General features: G+C 61.4%; 12 protein-coding genes and 1 pseudogene. 7 read left to right on the top strand and 6 right to left on the bottom strand.

From position 1 onward, the window contains the following. Nucleotides 1–37 precede the first annotated feature (37 nt). Both ACSSVC_RS28695 and groL read left to right on the top strand, forming a co-directional pair. Nucleotides 38–331 (top strand): co-chaperone GroES, encoded by a 294-nt coding sequence (locus ACSSVC_RS28695; protein ID WP_011063093.1) that lies wholly within the window; start codon nucleotides 38–40, stop codon nucleotides 329–331. A 49-nt stretch (nucleotides 332–380) separates the two neighbouring features. Then, entirely contained in the window at nucleotides 381–2,024 is a 1,644-nt protein-coding gene (gene groL / locus ACSSVC_RS28690; protein ID WP_025129665.1) for a chaperonin GroEL, read from the top strand. A gap of 153 nt (nucleotides 2,025–2,177) precedes the next feature. Here groL and ACSSVC_RS28685 read toward each other — a convergent pair whose 3' ends face one another. Beyond that, nucleotides 2,178–4,127, bottom strand: a complete 1,950-nt coding sequence (locus ACSSVC_RS28685) for an LTA synthase family protein (protein ID WP_446439177.1) — start codon at nucleotides 4,125–4,127, stop codon at nucleotides 2,178–2,180. A 205-nt stretch (nucleotides 4,128–4,332) separates the two neighbouring features. On the opposite strand from ACSSVC_RS28685, the gene colR reads away from it, so the two are divergent. The 5 genes from colR (at nucleotide 4,333) to ACSSVC_RS28660 (ending at nucleotide 8,110) form a co-directional block, all read left to right on the top strand. Next, nucleotides 4,333–5,016, top strand: a complete 684-nt coding sequence (colR, locus tag ACSSVC_RS28680) for a two-component system response regulator ColR (RefSeq protein WP_047305857.1) — start codon at nucleotides 4,333–4,335, stop codon at nucleotides 5,014–5,016. Further along, a complete protein-coding gene (locus ACSSVC_RS28675; protein WP_346632497.1) occupies nucleotides 5,006–6,286 on the top strand; it encodes a sensor histidine kinase in 1,281 nt (426 codons plus the stop codon). Before colR ends, ACSSVC_RS28675 begins: the two co-directional genes overlap by 11 nt. Before the next feature lie 198 nt (nucleotides 6,287–6,484). Then, a complete protein-coding gene (locus tag ACSSVC_RS28670) occupies nucleotides 6,485–7,165 on the top strand; it encodes a class I SAM-dependent methyltransferase (protein WP_404940088.1) in 681 nt (226 codons plus the stop codon). 4 nt (nucleotides 7,166–7,169) lie between these two features. After that, the gene (locus ACSSVC_RS28665) at nucleotides 7,170–7,883 is read left to right on the top strand and encodes a lipopolysaccharide kinase InaA family protein (RefSeq protein ID WP_346632496.1); all 714 of its coding nucleotides are present in this window, start codon (nucleotides 7,170–7,172) and stop codon (nucleotides 7,881–7,883) included. Between the two features lie 2 nt (nucleotides 7,884–7,885). Beyond that, nucleotides 7,886–8,110 (top strand): hypothetical protein, encoded by a 225-nt coding sequence (locus ACSSVC_RS28660; protein ID WP_102860499.1) that lies wholly within the window; start codon nucleotides 7,886–7,888, stop codon nucleotides 8,108–8,110. A gap of 58 nt (nucleotides 8,111–8,168) precedes the next feature. On the opposite strand, the pseudogene ACSSVC_RS28655 reads toward ACSSVC_RS28660, so the two are convergent. From ACSSVC_RS28655 to ACSSVC_RS28635, 5 genes and pseudogenes are all read right to left on the bottom strand, one after another. Continuing rightward, nucleotides 8,169–11,192: pseudogene (locus ACSSVC_RS28655) on the bottom strand (multidrug efflux RND transporter permease subunit). 13 nt (nucleotides 11,193–11,205) lie between these two features. Beyond that, a complete protein-coding gene (locus tag ACSSVC_RS28650) occupies nucleotides 11,206–12,357 on the bottom strand; it encodes an efflux RND transporter periplasmic adaptor subunit (RefSeq protein ID WP_492611760.1) in 1,152 nt (383 codons plus the stop codon). A 124-nt stretch (nucleotides 12,358–12,481) separates the two neighbouring features. Then, nucleotides 12,482–13,579, bottom strand: coding sequence for a DUF1513 domain-containing protein (locus ACSSVC_RS28645; protein WP_446439307.1), 1,098 nt, complete (start codon nucleotides 13,577–13,579; stop codon nucleotides 12,482–12,484). A 2-nt stretch (nucleotides 13,580–13,581) separates the two neighbouring features. After that, nucleotides 13,582–14,646, bottom strand: coding sequence for an imelysin family protein (locus tag ACSSVC_RS28640; RefSeq protein ID WP_446439178.1), 1,065 nt, complete (start codon nucleotides 14,644–14,646; stop codon nucleotides 13,582–13,584). Between the two features lie 44 nt (nucleotides 14,647–14,690). After that, nucleotides 14,691–16,115 carry a di-heme oxidoreductase family protein gene (locus ACSSVC_RS28635; protein ID WP_346632492.1) on the bottom strand — a complete coding sequence of 475 codons (1,425 nt, stop codon included), beginning with the start codon at nucleotides 16,113–16,115 and terminating at the stop codon, nucleotides 14,691–14,693. Between the last annotated feature and the right edge of the window lie 188 nt (nucleotides 16,116–16,303).

The raw sequence follows: 16,303 nt of genomic DNA, 5'->3' as shown, positions 1-16,303 counted from the left end.
ACCGGCCGTTGAAAACCACAATTAGGAGAGATCGACAATGAAGCTTCGTCCTCTGCATGACCGCGTCGTCATCCGTCGCAGCGAAGAAGAATCGAAAACTGCCGGCGGTATCGTTCTGCCTGGTTCGGCTGCTGAAAAACCTAACCGTGGCGAAATCGTCGCTGTAGGTACCGGCCGCGTGCTGGACAACGGTGAAGTACGTGCGCTGGCCGTGAAAGTGGGTGACAAAGTGGTGTTTGGCCCGTACTCCGGCAGCAACACCGTGAAAGTCGATGGCGAAGATCTGCTGGTAATGGCTGAGAACGAAATTCTCGCCGTTATCGAAGGCTGATTTCCCACGTATTTTCCCGCTACTACACAGTATTTAAGGAATATCGATCATGGCTGCTAAAGAAGTTAAATTCGGCGATTCCGCCCGCAAGAAAATGCTCACCGGTGTCAACGTCCTGGCTGACGCAGTAAAAGCGACCCTGGGCCCGAAAGGCCGTAACGTGATCATCGAGAAGAGCTTCGGCGCTCCGACCATCACCAAGGACGGCGTTTCCGTAGCCAAAGAAATCGAGCTGAAAGATCGCTTCGAAAACATGGGCGCGCAGCTGGTCAAAGACGTTGCCTCCCGTGCTAACGATGACGCTGGCGACGGCACCACCACCGCTACCGTTCTGGCCCAGTCGATCGTCAACGAAGGCCTGAAAGCCGTCGCTGCCGGCATGAACCCGATGGACCTGAAACGCGGCATCGACAAGGCGACCATCGCCATCGTCAAAGAGCTGAAAGGTCTGTCCAAGCCATGCGCTGACTCCAAAGCCATCGCTCAGGTCGGCACCATCTCCGCCAACTCCGACAACTCCATCGGCGACATCATTGCCGAGGCCATGGAAAAAGTCGGTAAAGAAGGCGTGATCACCGTTGAAGAAGGCTCGGGCCTGGAAAACGAACTGTCGGTTGTAGAAGGCATGCAGTTCGACCGTGGCTACCTGTCCCCTTACTTCATCAACAAGCCGGACACCATGGTCGCCGAACTCGACGGCCCGCTGATCCTGCTGGTGGACAAGAAGATCTCCAACATCCGCGAAATGCTGCCAGTGCTGGAAGCCGTTGCCAAAGCCGGCCGCCCACTGCTGATCGTGGCTGAAGACGTTGAAGGCGAAGCCCTGGCGACTCTGGTTGTGAACAACATGCGCGGTATCGTCAAAGTCGCTGCCGTCAAGGCACCAGGCTTCGGCGACCGTCGCAAGGCCATGCTGCAGGACATCGCCGTCCTGACCGGCGGTACCGTTATCTCCGAAGAGATCGGCCTGAGCCTGGAAAGCACCACCCTGGAGCACCTGGGTAACGCCAAACGCGTGATCCTGTCCAAAGAAAACACCACCATCATCGACGGTGCTGGCGTTGAAGCGGACATCCAGGCTCGTGTGACTCAGATCCGTCAACAAGTCGCCGACACTTCGTCCGACTACGACCGTGAAAAACTGCAAGAGCGTCTGGCCAAGCTGTCCGGCGGCGTTGCAGTGATCAAGGTTGGCGCTGGTTCCGAAGTTGAAATGAAAGAGAAGAAAGCCCGCGTTGAAGACGCCCTGCACGCTACCCGTGCAGCCGTTGAAGAAGGCGTGGTACCTGGCGGTGGCGTAGCCCTGATCCGTGCTCTGCAAGGCATCAACGACCTGAAGGGCGACAACGCCGACCAGGACGTGGGTATCGCTGTTCTGCGTCGCGCTATCGAAGCTCCACTGCGTCAGATCGTTGCCAACTCCGGTGACGAACCAAGCGTGGTTGTGGACAAGGTCAAGCAGGGTTCCGGTAACTTCGGTTACAACGCTGCCACCAGCGAATACGGCGACATGATCGAAATGGGCATCCTGGACCCAACCAAGGTAACCCGTTCCGCGCTGCAAGCAGCTTCGTCCATCGGCGGTCTGATCCTGACCACCGAAGCCGCTGTTGCTGAAATCGTGGAAGACAAGCCTGCAGCTGGCGGCATGCCAGACATGGGCGGCATGGGTGGCATGGGCGGCATGATGTAAGCCAGCCTTACCCCTGTACTGAAAAAGCCCCGCCGGTGAAAACCGGCGGGGCTTTTTTATGCCTGGGATAGGAGGGGGCGCCTGGATCTTCGCGGGCAAGCCCGCTCCTACAACGATGCACCTCTGTAGGAGCGGGCTTGCCCGCGAATGACTTCAGCGCTGACTCAACTCGGCCGCCGAGGTTTTGGGCGCCTTCCAGCTCAACAGTTGCTGCTTGAAGCCATAACTGGCGCTCTGGTAGTAACTGATACCGCGCTGGATCAGCGGGTCGCTGTCCTGCACCCGGGATTCCTGGCTGGCACCCAGGGCCTGGTCATGGCGGCGCAGCCCTTGGCGCGGGCTGAGAATCGCCAGGTCCTTGCCGTCGAACAGCCCCAGGTGTTGGTAATTGCCCACCAGGACACGCGGGGGCAGTGGGTTGTCCTGCAACAGGTTGCGACCGAAGAAGGTCGATTCGTAGTCCAGGTTCAACAACCCCAGCAGCGTTGGCGCCAGGTCGATCTGACTGGCCAGCTGGGCACTTTCCCGCGTTGGGACCAGCTTGGGGGCGTAGACGAACAGCGGGATCTGATAGTTGCTGATGGGCAGGTCTTCCTTGCCCGCGCTGCCTGCGGTGTGGTCGGCGACGAACACGAAGATCGTGTTGTCGAACCAGGGTTTTTGCCGCGCCGCCTTGAGGAACTCGCCAATGGCGTAGTCGGTGTATTTGACCGCGCCGTCACGGCCATTGCCGGACTTGATGTCGATGCGGCCGTCGGGGTAGGTGTACGGACGATGGTTGGAGGTGGTCATCAGTTGCAGCAGGAAGGGGCGTTGTTGCGCGTAGTCGGCGTCCGCCAGCTTCAGGGTCTGGTTATACAAGTCTTCGTCGGCCATGCCCCAGGCGTTCTTGAAATGGATCTCGGACTCTTCGACGCTGCTCTGGTCCACCACTCGGTAGCCGTTGCCGCTGAAAAAGGCGTTCATGTTGTCGAAGTAACCGCGTCCGCCATAGACGAACACACTGTCGTAACCCACGGCGCGAAGTTGCTGGCCCAGGCTGGCAAAGCCGCTTTCACGACCGATGCGCTTGACGATGGAGCGTCCGGGCGTCGGTGGGATCGCCAGGGTGATGGCTTCCAGGCCGCGGTCGGTGCGGGTGCCGGTGGCATAGAAATTGTTGAAGTACAGGCTCTGTTGGCGCAAGGCGTCGAGGTTGGGGGTCAGATTGCGTTCGTCGCCATTGCTGCCCATGTACTTGGCGCTGAAGCTTTCCAGGGTGACCAGGACGATATTCGGTGTGCGCGGGGTGCCCGGGTTGTCAATGGCGCGACGGATGTCCAGGGGGTCCTTGCCGATGAAGCGGGCATTGGGCTCGTTGAGTTCGGCGCGCATCTGGCGGGCCACCACATCGGCAGGCAGGCTGCGATAGAACTGTGGGTAATCCAGCTCATTGTTTCGAAAGGCAGCAAAGAACTGATACGGACCGTTGCTCGCCAGCTCATTCTGGTAGGCATTGCCGCCCTGGGCCCGCGGACTGTCCTGGCTGAGCAGTTGCAGGCTGGCGCTGGCCACCAGCAGCAGTCCCAGGGTGCTGAGCAGGCGATCACGCAGAGACGGCAAGGGCGCATCCAGAGCCGCCTTCAGCGGCTTGCGCAGCGCCAGGCTCAGGGCGATTGCCGCCAGGGCCAGCAGCGCCATGTACAGGCCGATCGGGTAGGACTCGAGAATGTTGTTGAGGACTTCGTCGGAATACACCAGGTAGTCGACGGCGATGAAATTGAAACGCACGCCGAACTCGTCCCAGAACAGCCATTCCGCAACAGCGGTGAAAAGCATGGCGAAGAGGCTCAGGCTGAACAGGCCCTGTAACAGCCAGCGCGTTCCACGCCGCTGCCACAGGCTGGGCGGGCAGAGCAACAGGCACAGGCCCAGGGGCAGGGCGGCGTAGGCCAGGAAGCCCAGGTCGTAAAGCAGGCCGACGCCGAACACTGGCAGCCAGCCGCTACCGGCTTCGTTGAGGTGAGTCAGCAGGAGAGCGCTGCGGGTCAGCAGGAAAATCGCCAGCCAGGTGCTGGTCAATAACAGCACTAAGCGCGCTGGGGCGGTCTTGAGAAGATCCATCAGAGGGGTGTTCCTTGTGGGCAAACGGCCGGCAGTCTGAGCTTGCCCCTGTAGGCAGGTTGTGAACCTGTGGTGAAAAACTCGTTAAGCCATTGAAGGAGTGAAAAGTGCCCGGGGAGCGGTCAGACAAGGCTGGCGGCGAGTCGGACTTGGCCTTAAGCTGCGCGAGCCAAGACGGCCGTAACTGTGTACGGAGAGAGTGCCGATGCGAATTCTACTGGTTGAAGACAACCGCGATATTCTCGCCAACCTGGCGGATTACCTGGGACTCAAGGGCTACACCGTGGACTGCGCCCAGGATGGTCTGTCGGGATTGCACCTGGCTGCCACTGAGCATTACGACCTGATCGTGCTCGACATCATGCTGCCAGGGATCGACGGCTACACCCTGTGCAAGCGCCTGCGCGAAGATGCCCGGCGCGATACCCCAGTGATCATGCTCACGGCCCGTGACCAGTTGGATGACCGGCTTCAGGGCTTCAAGTCCGGTGCCGACGACTACCTGCTCAAGCCATTTGCCCTTTCGGAACTGGCCGCGCGGATTGAGGCGGTGATGCGCCGTACCCAGGGCGGTGGTCGCAGAGCGTTGCAGGTCGGTGACCTCAGCTATGACCTCGATACCCTGGAAGTCACCCGTGAAGGGCGCCTGCTCAAGCTCAACCCGGTGGGCCTCAAGCTGCTGGCGGTGTTGATGCAGAAGAGCCCCCATGTGTTGCGCCGGGAAATCCTCGAAGAGGCCCTGTGGGGCGATGACTGTCCGGACAGTGACAGCCTGCGCAGCCATGTCCACCAACTGCGCCAGGTGATCGACAAGCCGTTCGCCAAACCGTTGCTGCACACCGTGCACGGTGTCGGCTACCGGTTGGCCGAGGGCCGTGATGGAGTTTAAGCAGAGCCTTGCCCAGCGCATCATCATCGCCTTTGCCTTGATGAGCGCACTGGTGGCGGGGGCTTTCGCCATGGGCATCGTGGCGACCGTGCATCTGGTGGAGGAGAAACTCATCTCCGCCGGCCTTGGCGGCGATCTGCAACGCCTGTTGCTAATGGACAACGTTGCCGACTGGAATCACCGCCCCGAGCCCGACCAACTGTTCTACTACAGTGGCGGGCGCGGCGATTTCGAGTTGCCCAAGGATCTGAGGCACCTGGACCCGGGCTTCCATGAAGTGTTTCGCGAGCAGCTGTCCTATCACGCTATGGTCGAAGTGGTGGATGGCCGGCGTTATGTGCTGCTGCAGGATCAGAGCGATTTCGAAGAGCGCGAGCGGGTGCTGTTCGCGGTGGTGCTGGTGGGTTTCATCCTAAGTCTGGCGCTGGCGGTGTTCCTGGGGTGGGTCCTGGCACGTCGGGTGATGGCGCCGGTGGTTCGTCTGGCTCGCCAGGTCCGTCACCGGGATCAACTGCTGGGCTTGGCACCGCCCCTGGCACCGGATTATGCGGCGGATGAGGTGGGCGAGTTGGCGATTGCCTTCGATGCGACTCTCGGACGCCTGCGCCAGGCCTTGAGCCGTGAGCGTCTGTTCACCAGTGACGTCAGCCATGAACTGCGGACGCCGCTGATGGTCCTGGCCACGTCCTGCGAGCTGCTCCTGGAAAACCCCGGGCTCGATCCCCGTGGACGAGCCCAGGTCGAACGTATTGCCCGAGCTTGCGAGGAAATGCGTGAGCTGGTGCAGACGTTCCTGATGCTGGCCCGAGCCCAGCGGGAAGATGCCAGCATGTCGCCGCAACTGACGCTGACCCAGGCTGCCAAGGACTTGATCGGAGTGTGGCGCGAATCCGTCGAGGCCAAGGGTATCGAGTTGATCTTCGAGCCGGGACAACCGGGTGAGACCCGCTACAACGCCACTTTCCTGCATGCGGTGATGGGCAATCTGTTGCGCAATGCCTTGCACTACACCGAACAGGGATTTATCCGCCTGAGCCTGGTGCCGGATGGATTCGTCGTGGAGGACAGCGGCGTGGGCATTCCCGAGGAAAAACGCGAGGCGATGTTCCAGCCCTTTGTCCGTGGCGATGAAAAGCGCGGTGAAGGCTTGGGGCTGGGCTTGTCCCTGGTCCAGCGGATCTGCGAGAACCAGGGCTGGAGCGTCACTCTCAGTACCATGACCCCCAATGGCTGTCGTTTTCACGTTCAACTGCCCCCTTCCAAGGCTTGAATATTCTTGCCGGGCCCTGTTTTTCAGGGCCACTCGCTTGTCGATTTTTCTTCTTAGGTGGCCCCAGGCCATTGTCTGCTGCCTGTAAAACTCTGAAATATTTCCTCGTTGGACGGTACGAAGTTTTCACAAGGGGATGACCTGTCGCTGACACGCCGCTGCTTAAGGTGGCGCCATCAGTTGCAGGAGACTTTGATGATGGCGACACCGATCAAGCTGGAATTTTCCGACAAGTACGATGCCCAACATGCGCAGCAATACCTGCTCAAGCACCAGGAGGGGCTGGCACGACAGTTGTCCCACAAGCGTGATGAACAATTGGCTCGCGCTGCGCTGGCCCTGGCGGGAGAACCGGGCCTGGTGCTGGACCTGCCGTGCGGCGCGGGTCGTTTCTGGCCGCTGCTGACCGAAAAGGCCAATCGAATCATTATTGGCGCCGACAATTCAGCGGCTATGCTGAACACCGCCACGGTGGCGCAACCGGCCGATGTGGTGAAACGGGTACGAGCCTTGCAAACGTCTGCGTTTGCCATCGACTTGCCGGACAACGCTGTGGACTGCATTTTTTCCATGCGGTTGTTGCACCACATCGGTGAGGCCGAGCATCGGATAGCGCTGCTACGGGAGTTTCAGCGGGTCACCCGTGACAGCGTGATTGTTTCGCTATGGGTCGATGGCAACTTCAAGGCCTGGAAGCGCAAGCGCATGGAGCGCAAGCGGCTGTCCGAAGGTGGGCAGGAGGGTTACCAGAATCGTTTCGTGTTACCGGCGGCTACGGTCGAAGAAGAATTCAGGCAAGCCGGTTTTCGTGTCCAGGAGCACCTGGACTTCTTTCCGCTCTACGCCATGTGGCGGGTCTACGTATTACGCAAGAGGTAAGAGGATGGCTGTTGAATGTGCTTCGGAAATGGACGCCGTGCCCACAGATTGCTTCGAATACTTCTGGAACCAACAAGGTGAATGGGTCGAGGAACCCAATAAGCGTCGAGGCGGTGAGAGCGGCGTGCAGCGCCTGATCAGCAGCAGCGGTCGCCTGCTCTATGCCAAGCGGCAGATCGGGCACATTCATCGCAGCTTTCTACACCCCTTTGGTCGTCCGACCGTCCTGCGTGAGCGTGATGCCCTGCAAGGCCTGCGTTTGCTGGATATAGAGGTGCCGGAGCTGGTGTTCTGCGGCGCCCGGCGCGGCCCCGAGCATCAGTGGCAGGCCCTGCTGGTGACCGCTGCGCTCGACGGCTTTGTGGAAATCGATAACTGGTATGCCGCAGGTGAGCGTGAACGCCACGGCGAAGTGCTGCACGAGCGAGTGTTGCAGGCACTGGCGCAGACCCTGGCGCGTATGCACAAGGGCCGTTGGCAGCATGGCTGCCTGTATTCCAAACATGTTTTTGTACGAATAGATGGCGAGGGCGAGCAGGCCCAGGTGAGGATTGCATTGCTGGATTTCGAGAAGTGTCGCCAGCGCCTGAGCAGCCGTCGGGCGGCGGCCCATGACCTCAAGCAACTGCGCCGCCATTCGTCGTGGAATGACACGGACTGGCAAAAGCTCTACTACTTTTATAGAACGGTGTTTGGCAGCCCCATCAAAGGTTTATAGCTATGAAGCTAGAAATTGCACGAGGTTTGTTCCTGGCAGGAGCCTTGGCAGTTGCTTCCTTGGCCATGGTTGTCTGGGAGCAGCCGCGAACGCAGGTTCTCAGTGCCGCTCAGGGTGAACATTGCCCGTTGCCACGGGTGGCCAAGAGCTCGGTGGCGGTCAAGCCGGATCATGAACTGCTGTTGTTCATGTTCGGCATGAGCCAGGCGTTGAAACCCCAGAGTTGAAGACCTGAAACTGCCACCTGAAGGCCTCGCATTGCGGGGCCTTTTGTTTGTCCCGGATTCAGGTGTCCGCCTTGGCCAGCAGGGTGTAGATGCAGGGCAGGACGAAGAGGGTGAACAGGGTGCCGATGGACATGCCCGTGGCGATTACTGTACCGATATCGAAGCGACTGACTGCACCGGCGCCGCTGGCCAGGATCAGTGGCACCATGCCGAACACCATCGCTGCAGTGGTCATCAGCACCGGGCGCAGGCGAATCGATGCGGCTTGCTCCACCGCCTGTCGGGCGCTAAGTCCCTGGTCCCGGCGCAGTTGGTTGGCGAATTCAACGATCAGAATCCCATGTTTGCTGATCAGGCCGATCAGCGTCACCAGGCCAACCTGGGTGTAGATGTTCATGCTCGACCAGCCGAGAAACAGTGGGATCAGTGCGCCGCAGATCGACAGCGGCACGGTCACCAGAATCACCACCGGGTCGCGGAAGCTTTCGAACTGCGCCGCCAGCACCAGGAAAATGATCGCCAGGGCCAGGCCGAAGGTGACCCAGAGCGCACTGCCTTCCTGGACGTACTGGCGAGCGGCGCTGGCATAGTCGAAGGCGTAACCGGCGGGGGCCTCCTGCGTAGCGATCTGGCGCATGGTGTCGATGGCTTCGCCCATGCTGACTACGGGCACACCGGAAATGGTCGCAGCGTTGAGCTGCTGGAACTGGTTCAACTGCCGAGGGCGGGCGCGGTCGCTGACTTTGATCAGGGTCGACAGCGGCAGGGCCTCACCCTTGCTGTTCTTCACGTAGTAGTTATTCAACCAGTCAGGGTTGTCCCGATAGGCGCGCTCCACTTGGGCGATCACCTTGTAGCTGCGTCCGTCGATGGTGAAACGGTTGATTTCCGCCTCGCCGAGCAAGGTCGCCAGCGTACCCCCCAGGTCCTGCATGGTAACGCCCATTTGCGCGGCCTTGGCCCGATCGATGTCGACCACCACTTCGGGTTTGTCGAAGGCCAGGTCAATGTCGACAAAGGCGAATTTCCCCGACTCCATGGCGCGTTTCTTCACCCGGTTGGCCACGTCCAACAGGGACTCGTAATCGTTGGGGGTGTTGATCACGAAGGCAAAGGGCAGGCCCTCGCCGGTGCCGGGCAAGGCCGGCAGGTTGAAACCGAAGACTTGCAGGCCGGCGATGCCTGCCAGTTTGCCTTGTACCTGGGGCAGGATCTGCATCTGGGTCCGCTGGCGCTGGTTCCAGGGCTTGAGCAGGAAGCCGCCGATCCCCGATTGCACCCCGTTGAAACCGTTGATCTGGAATGAGGAGTAGTACTCCGGGAACTCCTTGAAGATCGCCAGGAACTCATCGGTGTAGGCATTGAGATACTCCAGGTTGGCCGGTTGCGGCGCCGTGGCCAGCATGAAAATGATGCCCTGGTCTTCGTCCGGTGCCAGCTCCGCCTTGGTGAACTTGAGCAGCAGGGGAATCAGGCACAGCACGATCAGCGCGAAGACCAGTACAACGGGACGGGTCTCAAGGGTGCCGTGGAGCAGGCGCTGGTAGCGCTGCTTCAGGCTGTCGAAAATCCGGTCCAGGCGATGGGACAGGCCGCTGGGGTTTTCGTCGCGGCGCAGCAACAGTGCACACATCATCGGTGACAGAGTCAGGGCGACGATCCCGGAAATCACCACGGCCCCGGCCAGCGTCAGGGCGAACTCCTTGAACAGGGCGCCGGTGAGTCCCTGGAGAAAACCTATGGGAGCGTAAACCGCCGCCAGGGTGATGGTCATCGATACCACCGGCATGGCGATTTCCCGGGCACCTTCGATGGCCGCATCCAAGGGTGTCTTGCCTTCTTCGATGTGCCGATGAATGTTCTCCACCACCACGATTGCATCGTCCACCACCAAGCCGATGGCCAGGACCATGGCCAGCAAGGTCAGCAGATTGATCGAGTAGCCCATCAACTGCATGAAGAACATCACGCCGATCATCGACAGCGGAATGGTCACTACCGGGATCACTACCGAACGCAAGGCGCCGAGGAACAGGAACACCACCACAATCACGATCAGTACCGCTTCGAACAGGGTTTTGACTACCTCGTCGATGGAGGCCTGGATAAACAGCGTGGCGTCGTAGGCAATGTCCGACTTGAGGGTCGGGGGCAGTTGCGCTTCCAGTTCCGGCAGCAGCTTGCGCACCTCCTTGATCACGTCCAGCGGGTTGGCTCCGGGGGTGGCCTTGATGCCGATGTAGACCGAGGGCACGCCGCCGAAGGAGCTGATGGCGTTGTAGTTTTCCGCGCCCATTTCCACCCGCGCCACATCCTTGAGCAGGACCCGGCTGTCGCCATCGGTTTTCAATGGGATAGCCGCGAACGCCTCGGCGGATTTCAGCTCGGTGTTGGCATTGATACTGGTGACGACGTACTCGCCCTTGACCTCGCCTGCGGCGGACAGAAAGTTGTACTCGCGCACGGCGTTGCTCACGTCGCTGGCAGCCAGGCCATAGGCCGCCAACTTCACCGGGTCCAGCCACAGACGCATGGCGAACACCTGATTGCCGAGGATCTCCGCCTCGGCCATGCCTGGCAGGGTCGCCAGCTTGGGCTGGATCACTCGTGAGAGGTAGTCGGTGATCTGTGGGTTGTTCAGTTGCGGGCTGGAGAAGCTGATGTACATCAGCGCCGAGGCGTCGGCCGCCTCCTTGCTCAGCACTGGGTCTTCGGCTTGCTGGGGCAGCTTGTTCTTGACCTCGTTGGCCTTGGCCAGCAGTTCGGTGAACAGGCGGTCGCTGTTGGAACCGATCCGTGCATAGATCGAGATCACCGAGAAGTTCTGCCGGCTCACCGAGGTCATGTAGTCGATGCCTTCGGCGCTGGCCAGGCTTTGCTGCATGGGCTGGGTGATATAGCCCTGGATGGTTTCGGCATTGGCCCCGGGGTAGGCGGTGGTCACCGTGATCAGGGCGTTCTCCATCTGTGGGTACTGGCGCAGGGGCAGCTTGCTCCAGGCCTAGAATCCCAGCAGCACAATCAGCAGGCTGACCACGGTAGCGAGTACCGGGCGGCGAATGAACGGATCGGTAAAGGCCATGGGGATTCCTTGATCAGTCGGCGCGAGGCTGGCTGTTCGGCTGTTCCGGTTGCAGCTTGTCCGGGGTGATGCTGATGTGGGCGCCGTTATCCAGTTTGATCTGGCCGGCACTGACCACCTGTTCGCCCTTCTCCACACCCTTGTTGATCATCACCAGGCCGCCGCGATGCTTGCCGGTGTCGACAAAGCGCCGCTCGGCGATCAGCAGCGGCCGGCCCTCGGAGTCTTGCTCCAGGCTGCCGTCGGCGGCTTTCTTCTGCGTGACCACGTACACCGAGTTGCCGTAGAGGGTGTAGGCGAGGGCGCTTTCCGGCACCACTACTTTGAGCTGCGGGTCGGGAAGCAATACTTGCAGGTCGGCGAACATGCCCGGCAGCAAGCGGCCTTCGGGGTTGGCCAGGGTGGCGCGTACCAGCACGTTGCGGGTGCTGTTCTCGACCTTGGGGTTGATGGCGCTGATGCTGCCGGGGAACGACTCCCCGGGAAACGCCGCAACGCTGAGCTGCACGGTCTGTCCCAGACGGATCTTGGGCACCGATTGTTCCGGGATATAGAAGTCCACGTACAGGCTGCTCAGATCCTGCAGGGTTGCGATCACCGTGCCGCTGGCCAGGAAGTCGCCGACATCTACCTGGCGGATGCCGATTGTGCCGGCAAAGGGGGCGAGAATGCGTTTCTTGGCCAGGGAGGCCTTGAGCTGGTTGACCGTGGCCTTGTTCTTTTGCAACTGGGCCGAAAGCCGGTCGTACTCGCCCTTGGAAATCGCCTGACTGCCCACCAGTTGGCTACCGCGTCCGAAATCCAGCTGGGCCAGGCCGAGGTCGGCCTGGGCGGTTTCCAGCAGGGCGCTTTCCACAGCGCTGTCCAGGGTCAGCAACGGTTGGCCGGCCTTGACCTGCTGCCCGGATTCGAACTGCAGGTCCTTGACCGTACCGGCGACTTCCAGGCTGAGGTTGACCCCTTGCAGGGCCTTGAGGCTGCCGACACTGGGCAGCCGGCTTTGCCAGGGGCGCTCGTCGGCGGTAATCACCGCCACGCTGATGGGCGGCTTTGGGGCCGAGTAGACCTGGACCATCTTGTAGATCGAAAACGCCTTGTAGCCGGCTAGCAACAGCACGACCAACAGGACCACACCCAACATGATCAACATGCGGCGACGCAGCATATTCCGCTTCCTTGGAAAGCCCGGGAAACAAGCCCGGTAGACATTACTCCGAGTCGCGTGCGGGTTCCAGATGACTGTCCTGTCGTCTAGCGAAGCTCCCGGCGCCAAGGCCGGGGAGGGTTCTTCAGATCAGATGCAGATGGTTGTCCCAGAGCCCTGCGGGCAGATCCAGCGGTTTTGCCGCAATCTGTGTCTGGCGACAGTCGTAGAAGCGGCAGCGGCCTTGTCCCGAGGTCACCACGAAGCCGTCGGCCACGGCGCCGACCCCGGCACAGTCTGGCAGGGGCGCATCGACCCGCACTGCGCCGCTGTCCAGGTCCCAGATGAAGAAGCGGTTACCCCGGGGGGCGGTCAGAGCCACCAGGCGCAGGTCGCTGTGCACCGCGACGCTGGCGGTGTAGTGCCCCATGGCCTGCAACTGCTGTTCGGGTACCGGGAAGGCCGCGAAAGGTTGTCCCGGCCGCTTGATTGCCAGGAGTTCCGAGGGCTCGTGGGCGGCGCCCATGAACTGCTGGCCGGTGACGATGGTGCCGTCGCTGGCGATGCCCATGTGGCGCACGCTGTTCATCTGCTGGGCCAGGGTTTCCTTGCTCAACAGGGTGCCGTCGCGCTGCATCAACACCAGGCTCGGCTCCATGGCATCGAGGTTCATCTCCACCCGGCTTTCGGCTTCAGTGCGGATGCCGCCATTGGCTACCACCAGGGTTTCACCGTCGGGCATCCACGACACCTGGTGCGGGCCGATACCGTGGGTGGACAGTTCACCGCTGTGCACCAGGCGCTCGCCTTCGAAGCGATACACCCCGAGCAGGCCACGGCCGGGGTCCCGGGTGTCGTTCTCGGTGGCGTACAACCACTGGCCATCCTTGTGGATCACCGCGTGACCGTAGAAGTGCCGGTCAGGTTGCGAGGTCACGGTCTGCAGCAGCGCGCCGTTGCGCAGGTCGATCAGGTAACTCTCGGTGCCCGGGCGCCGGGCCACGAACAGGGCGATCGGCAACTGCGGGTGATTGATGATGTCATGGCAACGTTGGCCGACCTGGGTGGCAAACACCTGTTTACCGTCCAGCTGATAACCGACGGCGTAATGCTTGCCGTCACCATCGTCCCTGGCCGAAAGCAGCAAGGGCTGTTTGCCCTTTTGCTTGAACAGCGTCCAGCCGCCCAAGGTCACCGCACTGAGCAGCAGGCTGCCCAGTGCCAAAGCCTGACGTCGCAGCATCATCAGTCACCGTCGTTGGCGTTGAAGCCCAGTTGGATCCCCAGCGCCTTGGCCAGTTCGCCTTCGTGCAGGCGGTGGACCACGTTGAGGCTGTCGTACAGATCGTTGAGCTGCTGGCGACCAGCGTCGTCACCGAGCATTTCGGTCAGCGAGCGCTGGGTGCTGGCGAAGAGTTTCAGCGAAGCGGCGTAGGCGGCGTCGATCTTGTCGGCCAAAGGCTTCTGATCGGCTGGCAACAGGCCGCGCAGGCCTTTGTTGTCGACACCTGCCCACACGGTTTGAGCAGCGCTGAGGCTGGCCTCAAGGCCTTGCAGGGACGACTGGCTGCGCCAGGCATCAGCCTGGAACGGCTGGGGAATGCCCTTGGTCTGGCGGCCCATCGGCGTGCCGAGCTTCTTCTTCAAGGTATCCAGGGCAGTGACCTGGACCCGCAGCAAGTCAGCGATGGCTTCATGGGAGTCGGCGTAGCGCTGGTTGGGGAACTTGCTCATCTGCGCGAGCATGCCGTCGTTGGTATTCCAGCCCGTCAGGATCTCTTGCGCCAGTTGTTTCTGACGTTCACCGATGGCGGTCAACAGCGGGCAGTAGCGGGCTTTCTGCGCGCTGTCGGCCATGTCGATCTTGCTGTCGAAGAGGATGTACTCGTAGGCCGACAGGCCTTGCACCACCACACTGGATTTGGCCAGGGCCGCGGCATCGATCTGCGGATTGGCGGTCACCAGTTGCTCGACCTGCCGGCCGACCAGGTTTTTCTTGTCCGGCCAGAACTGCACCTGCCAGGCGCGGTTGCCCTCGGCCAGCGGGCCGATCAGCAGTGGTTGCAGCTCGGCCCAGGCTTTTTGTGCGTGGAGGAAGTCGGCGCGGGCGGTGTCCAGGCTTGTCTTGCCTTCACAGAAGGCCAGGGCGCTGATGGCCAGCTGGCGGTCGGCCTCGACCCAACGGCTGTAGGTTGGCAGGATCACCTGTTTGGCGATGGCGGCCGAGGTCACGGCTTGTGGGTCCTGGGGCGAGCAGGCGCCCAGGGCGAGTGCGGCAAGGCTGGTGAACAGCAGTTTGGGGCGGAACATGTTCGGGCTCCCTTTATTGTGGAGAAAGCAGTTGAGTCGAGTGTTTATAGCGAATTCAGAAAGGCCAGCAACGCGGCACGTTGCTCGGCATTGAACGCGAGAACCTGTTGCTTGGCGCCTTCGGCTTCGCCGCCATGCCACAGCACCGCTTCCATCAGGTTGCGGGCGCGACCGTCATGCAGGAACTGGGTGTGGCCACTGACGGTTTCTGTCAGGCCGATGCCCCATAGGGGCGCAGTGCGCCAGTCGCGGCCACTGGCCTTGAACTCCGTGCGGTGGTCCGCCAGGCCTTCCCCCATGTCGTGCAGCAGCAGATCGCTGTAGGGGCGGATCACCTGATTGGCCAATTCGGGTTCGGCGGCGTTGGCCGCGGTGGTGAAACTTGGGGTGTGGCAGGACTGGCAGCCGGCCTGGAAGAACAGGTTCTTGCCGGCCAGGACCTGGGGCGAATCGACATCGCGGCGCGCCGGTACTGCCAGGTTGCGAGTGTAGAACAGCACCAGGCGCAGGATGTTGTCGCTGACTTCCGGCTCACCGTCCGGGCCATTGCCGTTGGGGGCCTGCTTGCAGGCGGTTTGCGCGTCGGTGCAGTCATCGAAAGGCCTCAGGTGAGTGGTCAGGCCCATATCACCAGAAAACGCGTGAACATTTTGTTGATTGAGGTTGGGTTGGCCGGCTTTCCAGCCAAAACGCCCGAGTACGGTTTTTTGCTGCGCGTCATCCCAGACCCAGTTGGGTCGTCCGGCAATGGCCTTGTTGCCGGCGTCGGGCTGAGCGTTGGCCAGGATTGCCGCTTCGGGAATGGCCTCCAGCAACCCCAGGCCGATCATCGGCGGCGCCACTCGGGCGGAGAACTGCGTCTCGGGGTGCATTGGGCCGTAGCCCAGGTCGGTGATCTGCAGCCTGGGCTTGCGTAACTCCACCTGGGTGCCGTCCTTGAACCGTACGGGTACCTGATCGTAATCGACCCGCACCCGGCCTTCGGGGGCGACTCCGGGAATTGCCATGTCTTGCAACTGGCCGCCATACACCGGTTCCGGCACCACGCCGACCTGCTCAATGATCTTGGCGTAGGCCGGGGTATCCGGGATCGACAGGCGCACCAGCATCGACACGGCGTTCAGCGCATCAGGCGCGGGGGGATGGCCGCGGCCGTCCTTGACGTGGCAGTTCTGGCAGGCGTTGGTGTTGAACAGCGGACCGAGGCCGTCACGGGCAGTGGTGGTGGAGGGGGCGATCACCCAGGGGCTGCGGAAAAAACTATTGCCGACGCTGAAGTCCAGGCGTCGGGTCGGTGGCAGGTTGGCCGACGGCAGGGAAAAGGCATTGCGATCGGCCTTGTTGACCGTCGTCGCGCCGCCGGCTCGGGCTTCCCCCGGTTCGGCCTGGGTAAAGCGTGGAGCGTCATCGCAGGCACTCAGGCTCAAGGCCATGAGTAGAGCGGACCAGCGAAGCAGCGACGGGGGCATCGGACATCCTGCAAGACGAGCAAAACAAGGGCGCAAAGTCTAACAGGGCCGCCTGGATTGAATAAGAGGAATTATCGTTTGGTTTGACCCAGGACAAGCTTGCGGGGAAGCATTCAGGCGTAGGAAACGGAGCACCGCGGGCACAAAAAAGGCGACCCGCAGGTCGCCTTTTTACTGAAGCCGCGCTG

It is taken from the genome of Pseudomonas sp. E1BtOHC1 (assembly GCF_058744285.1).
This window is presented reverse-complemented; position numbering and strand designations above follow the sequence as displayed.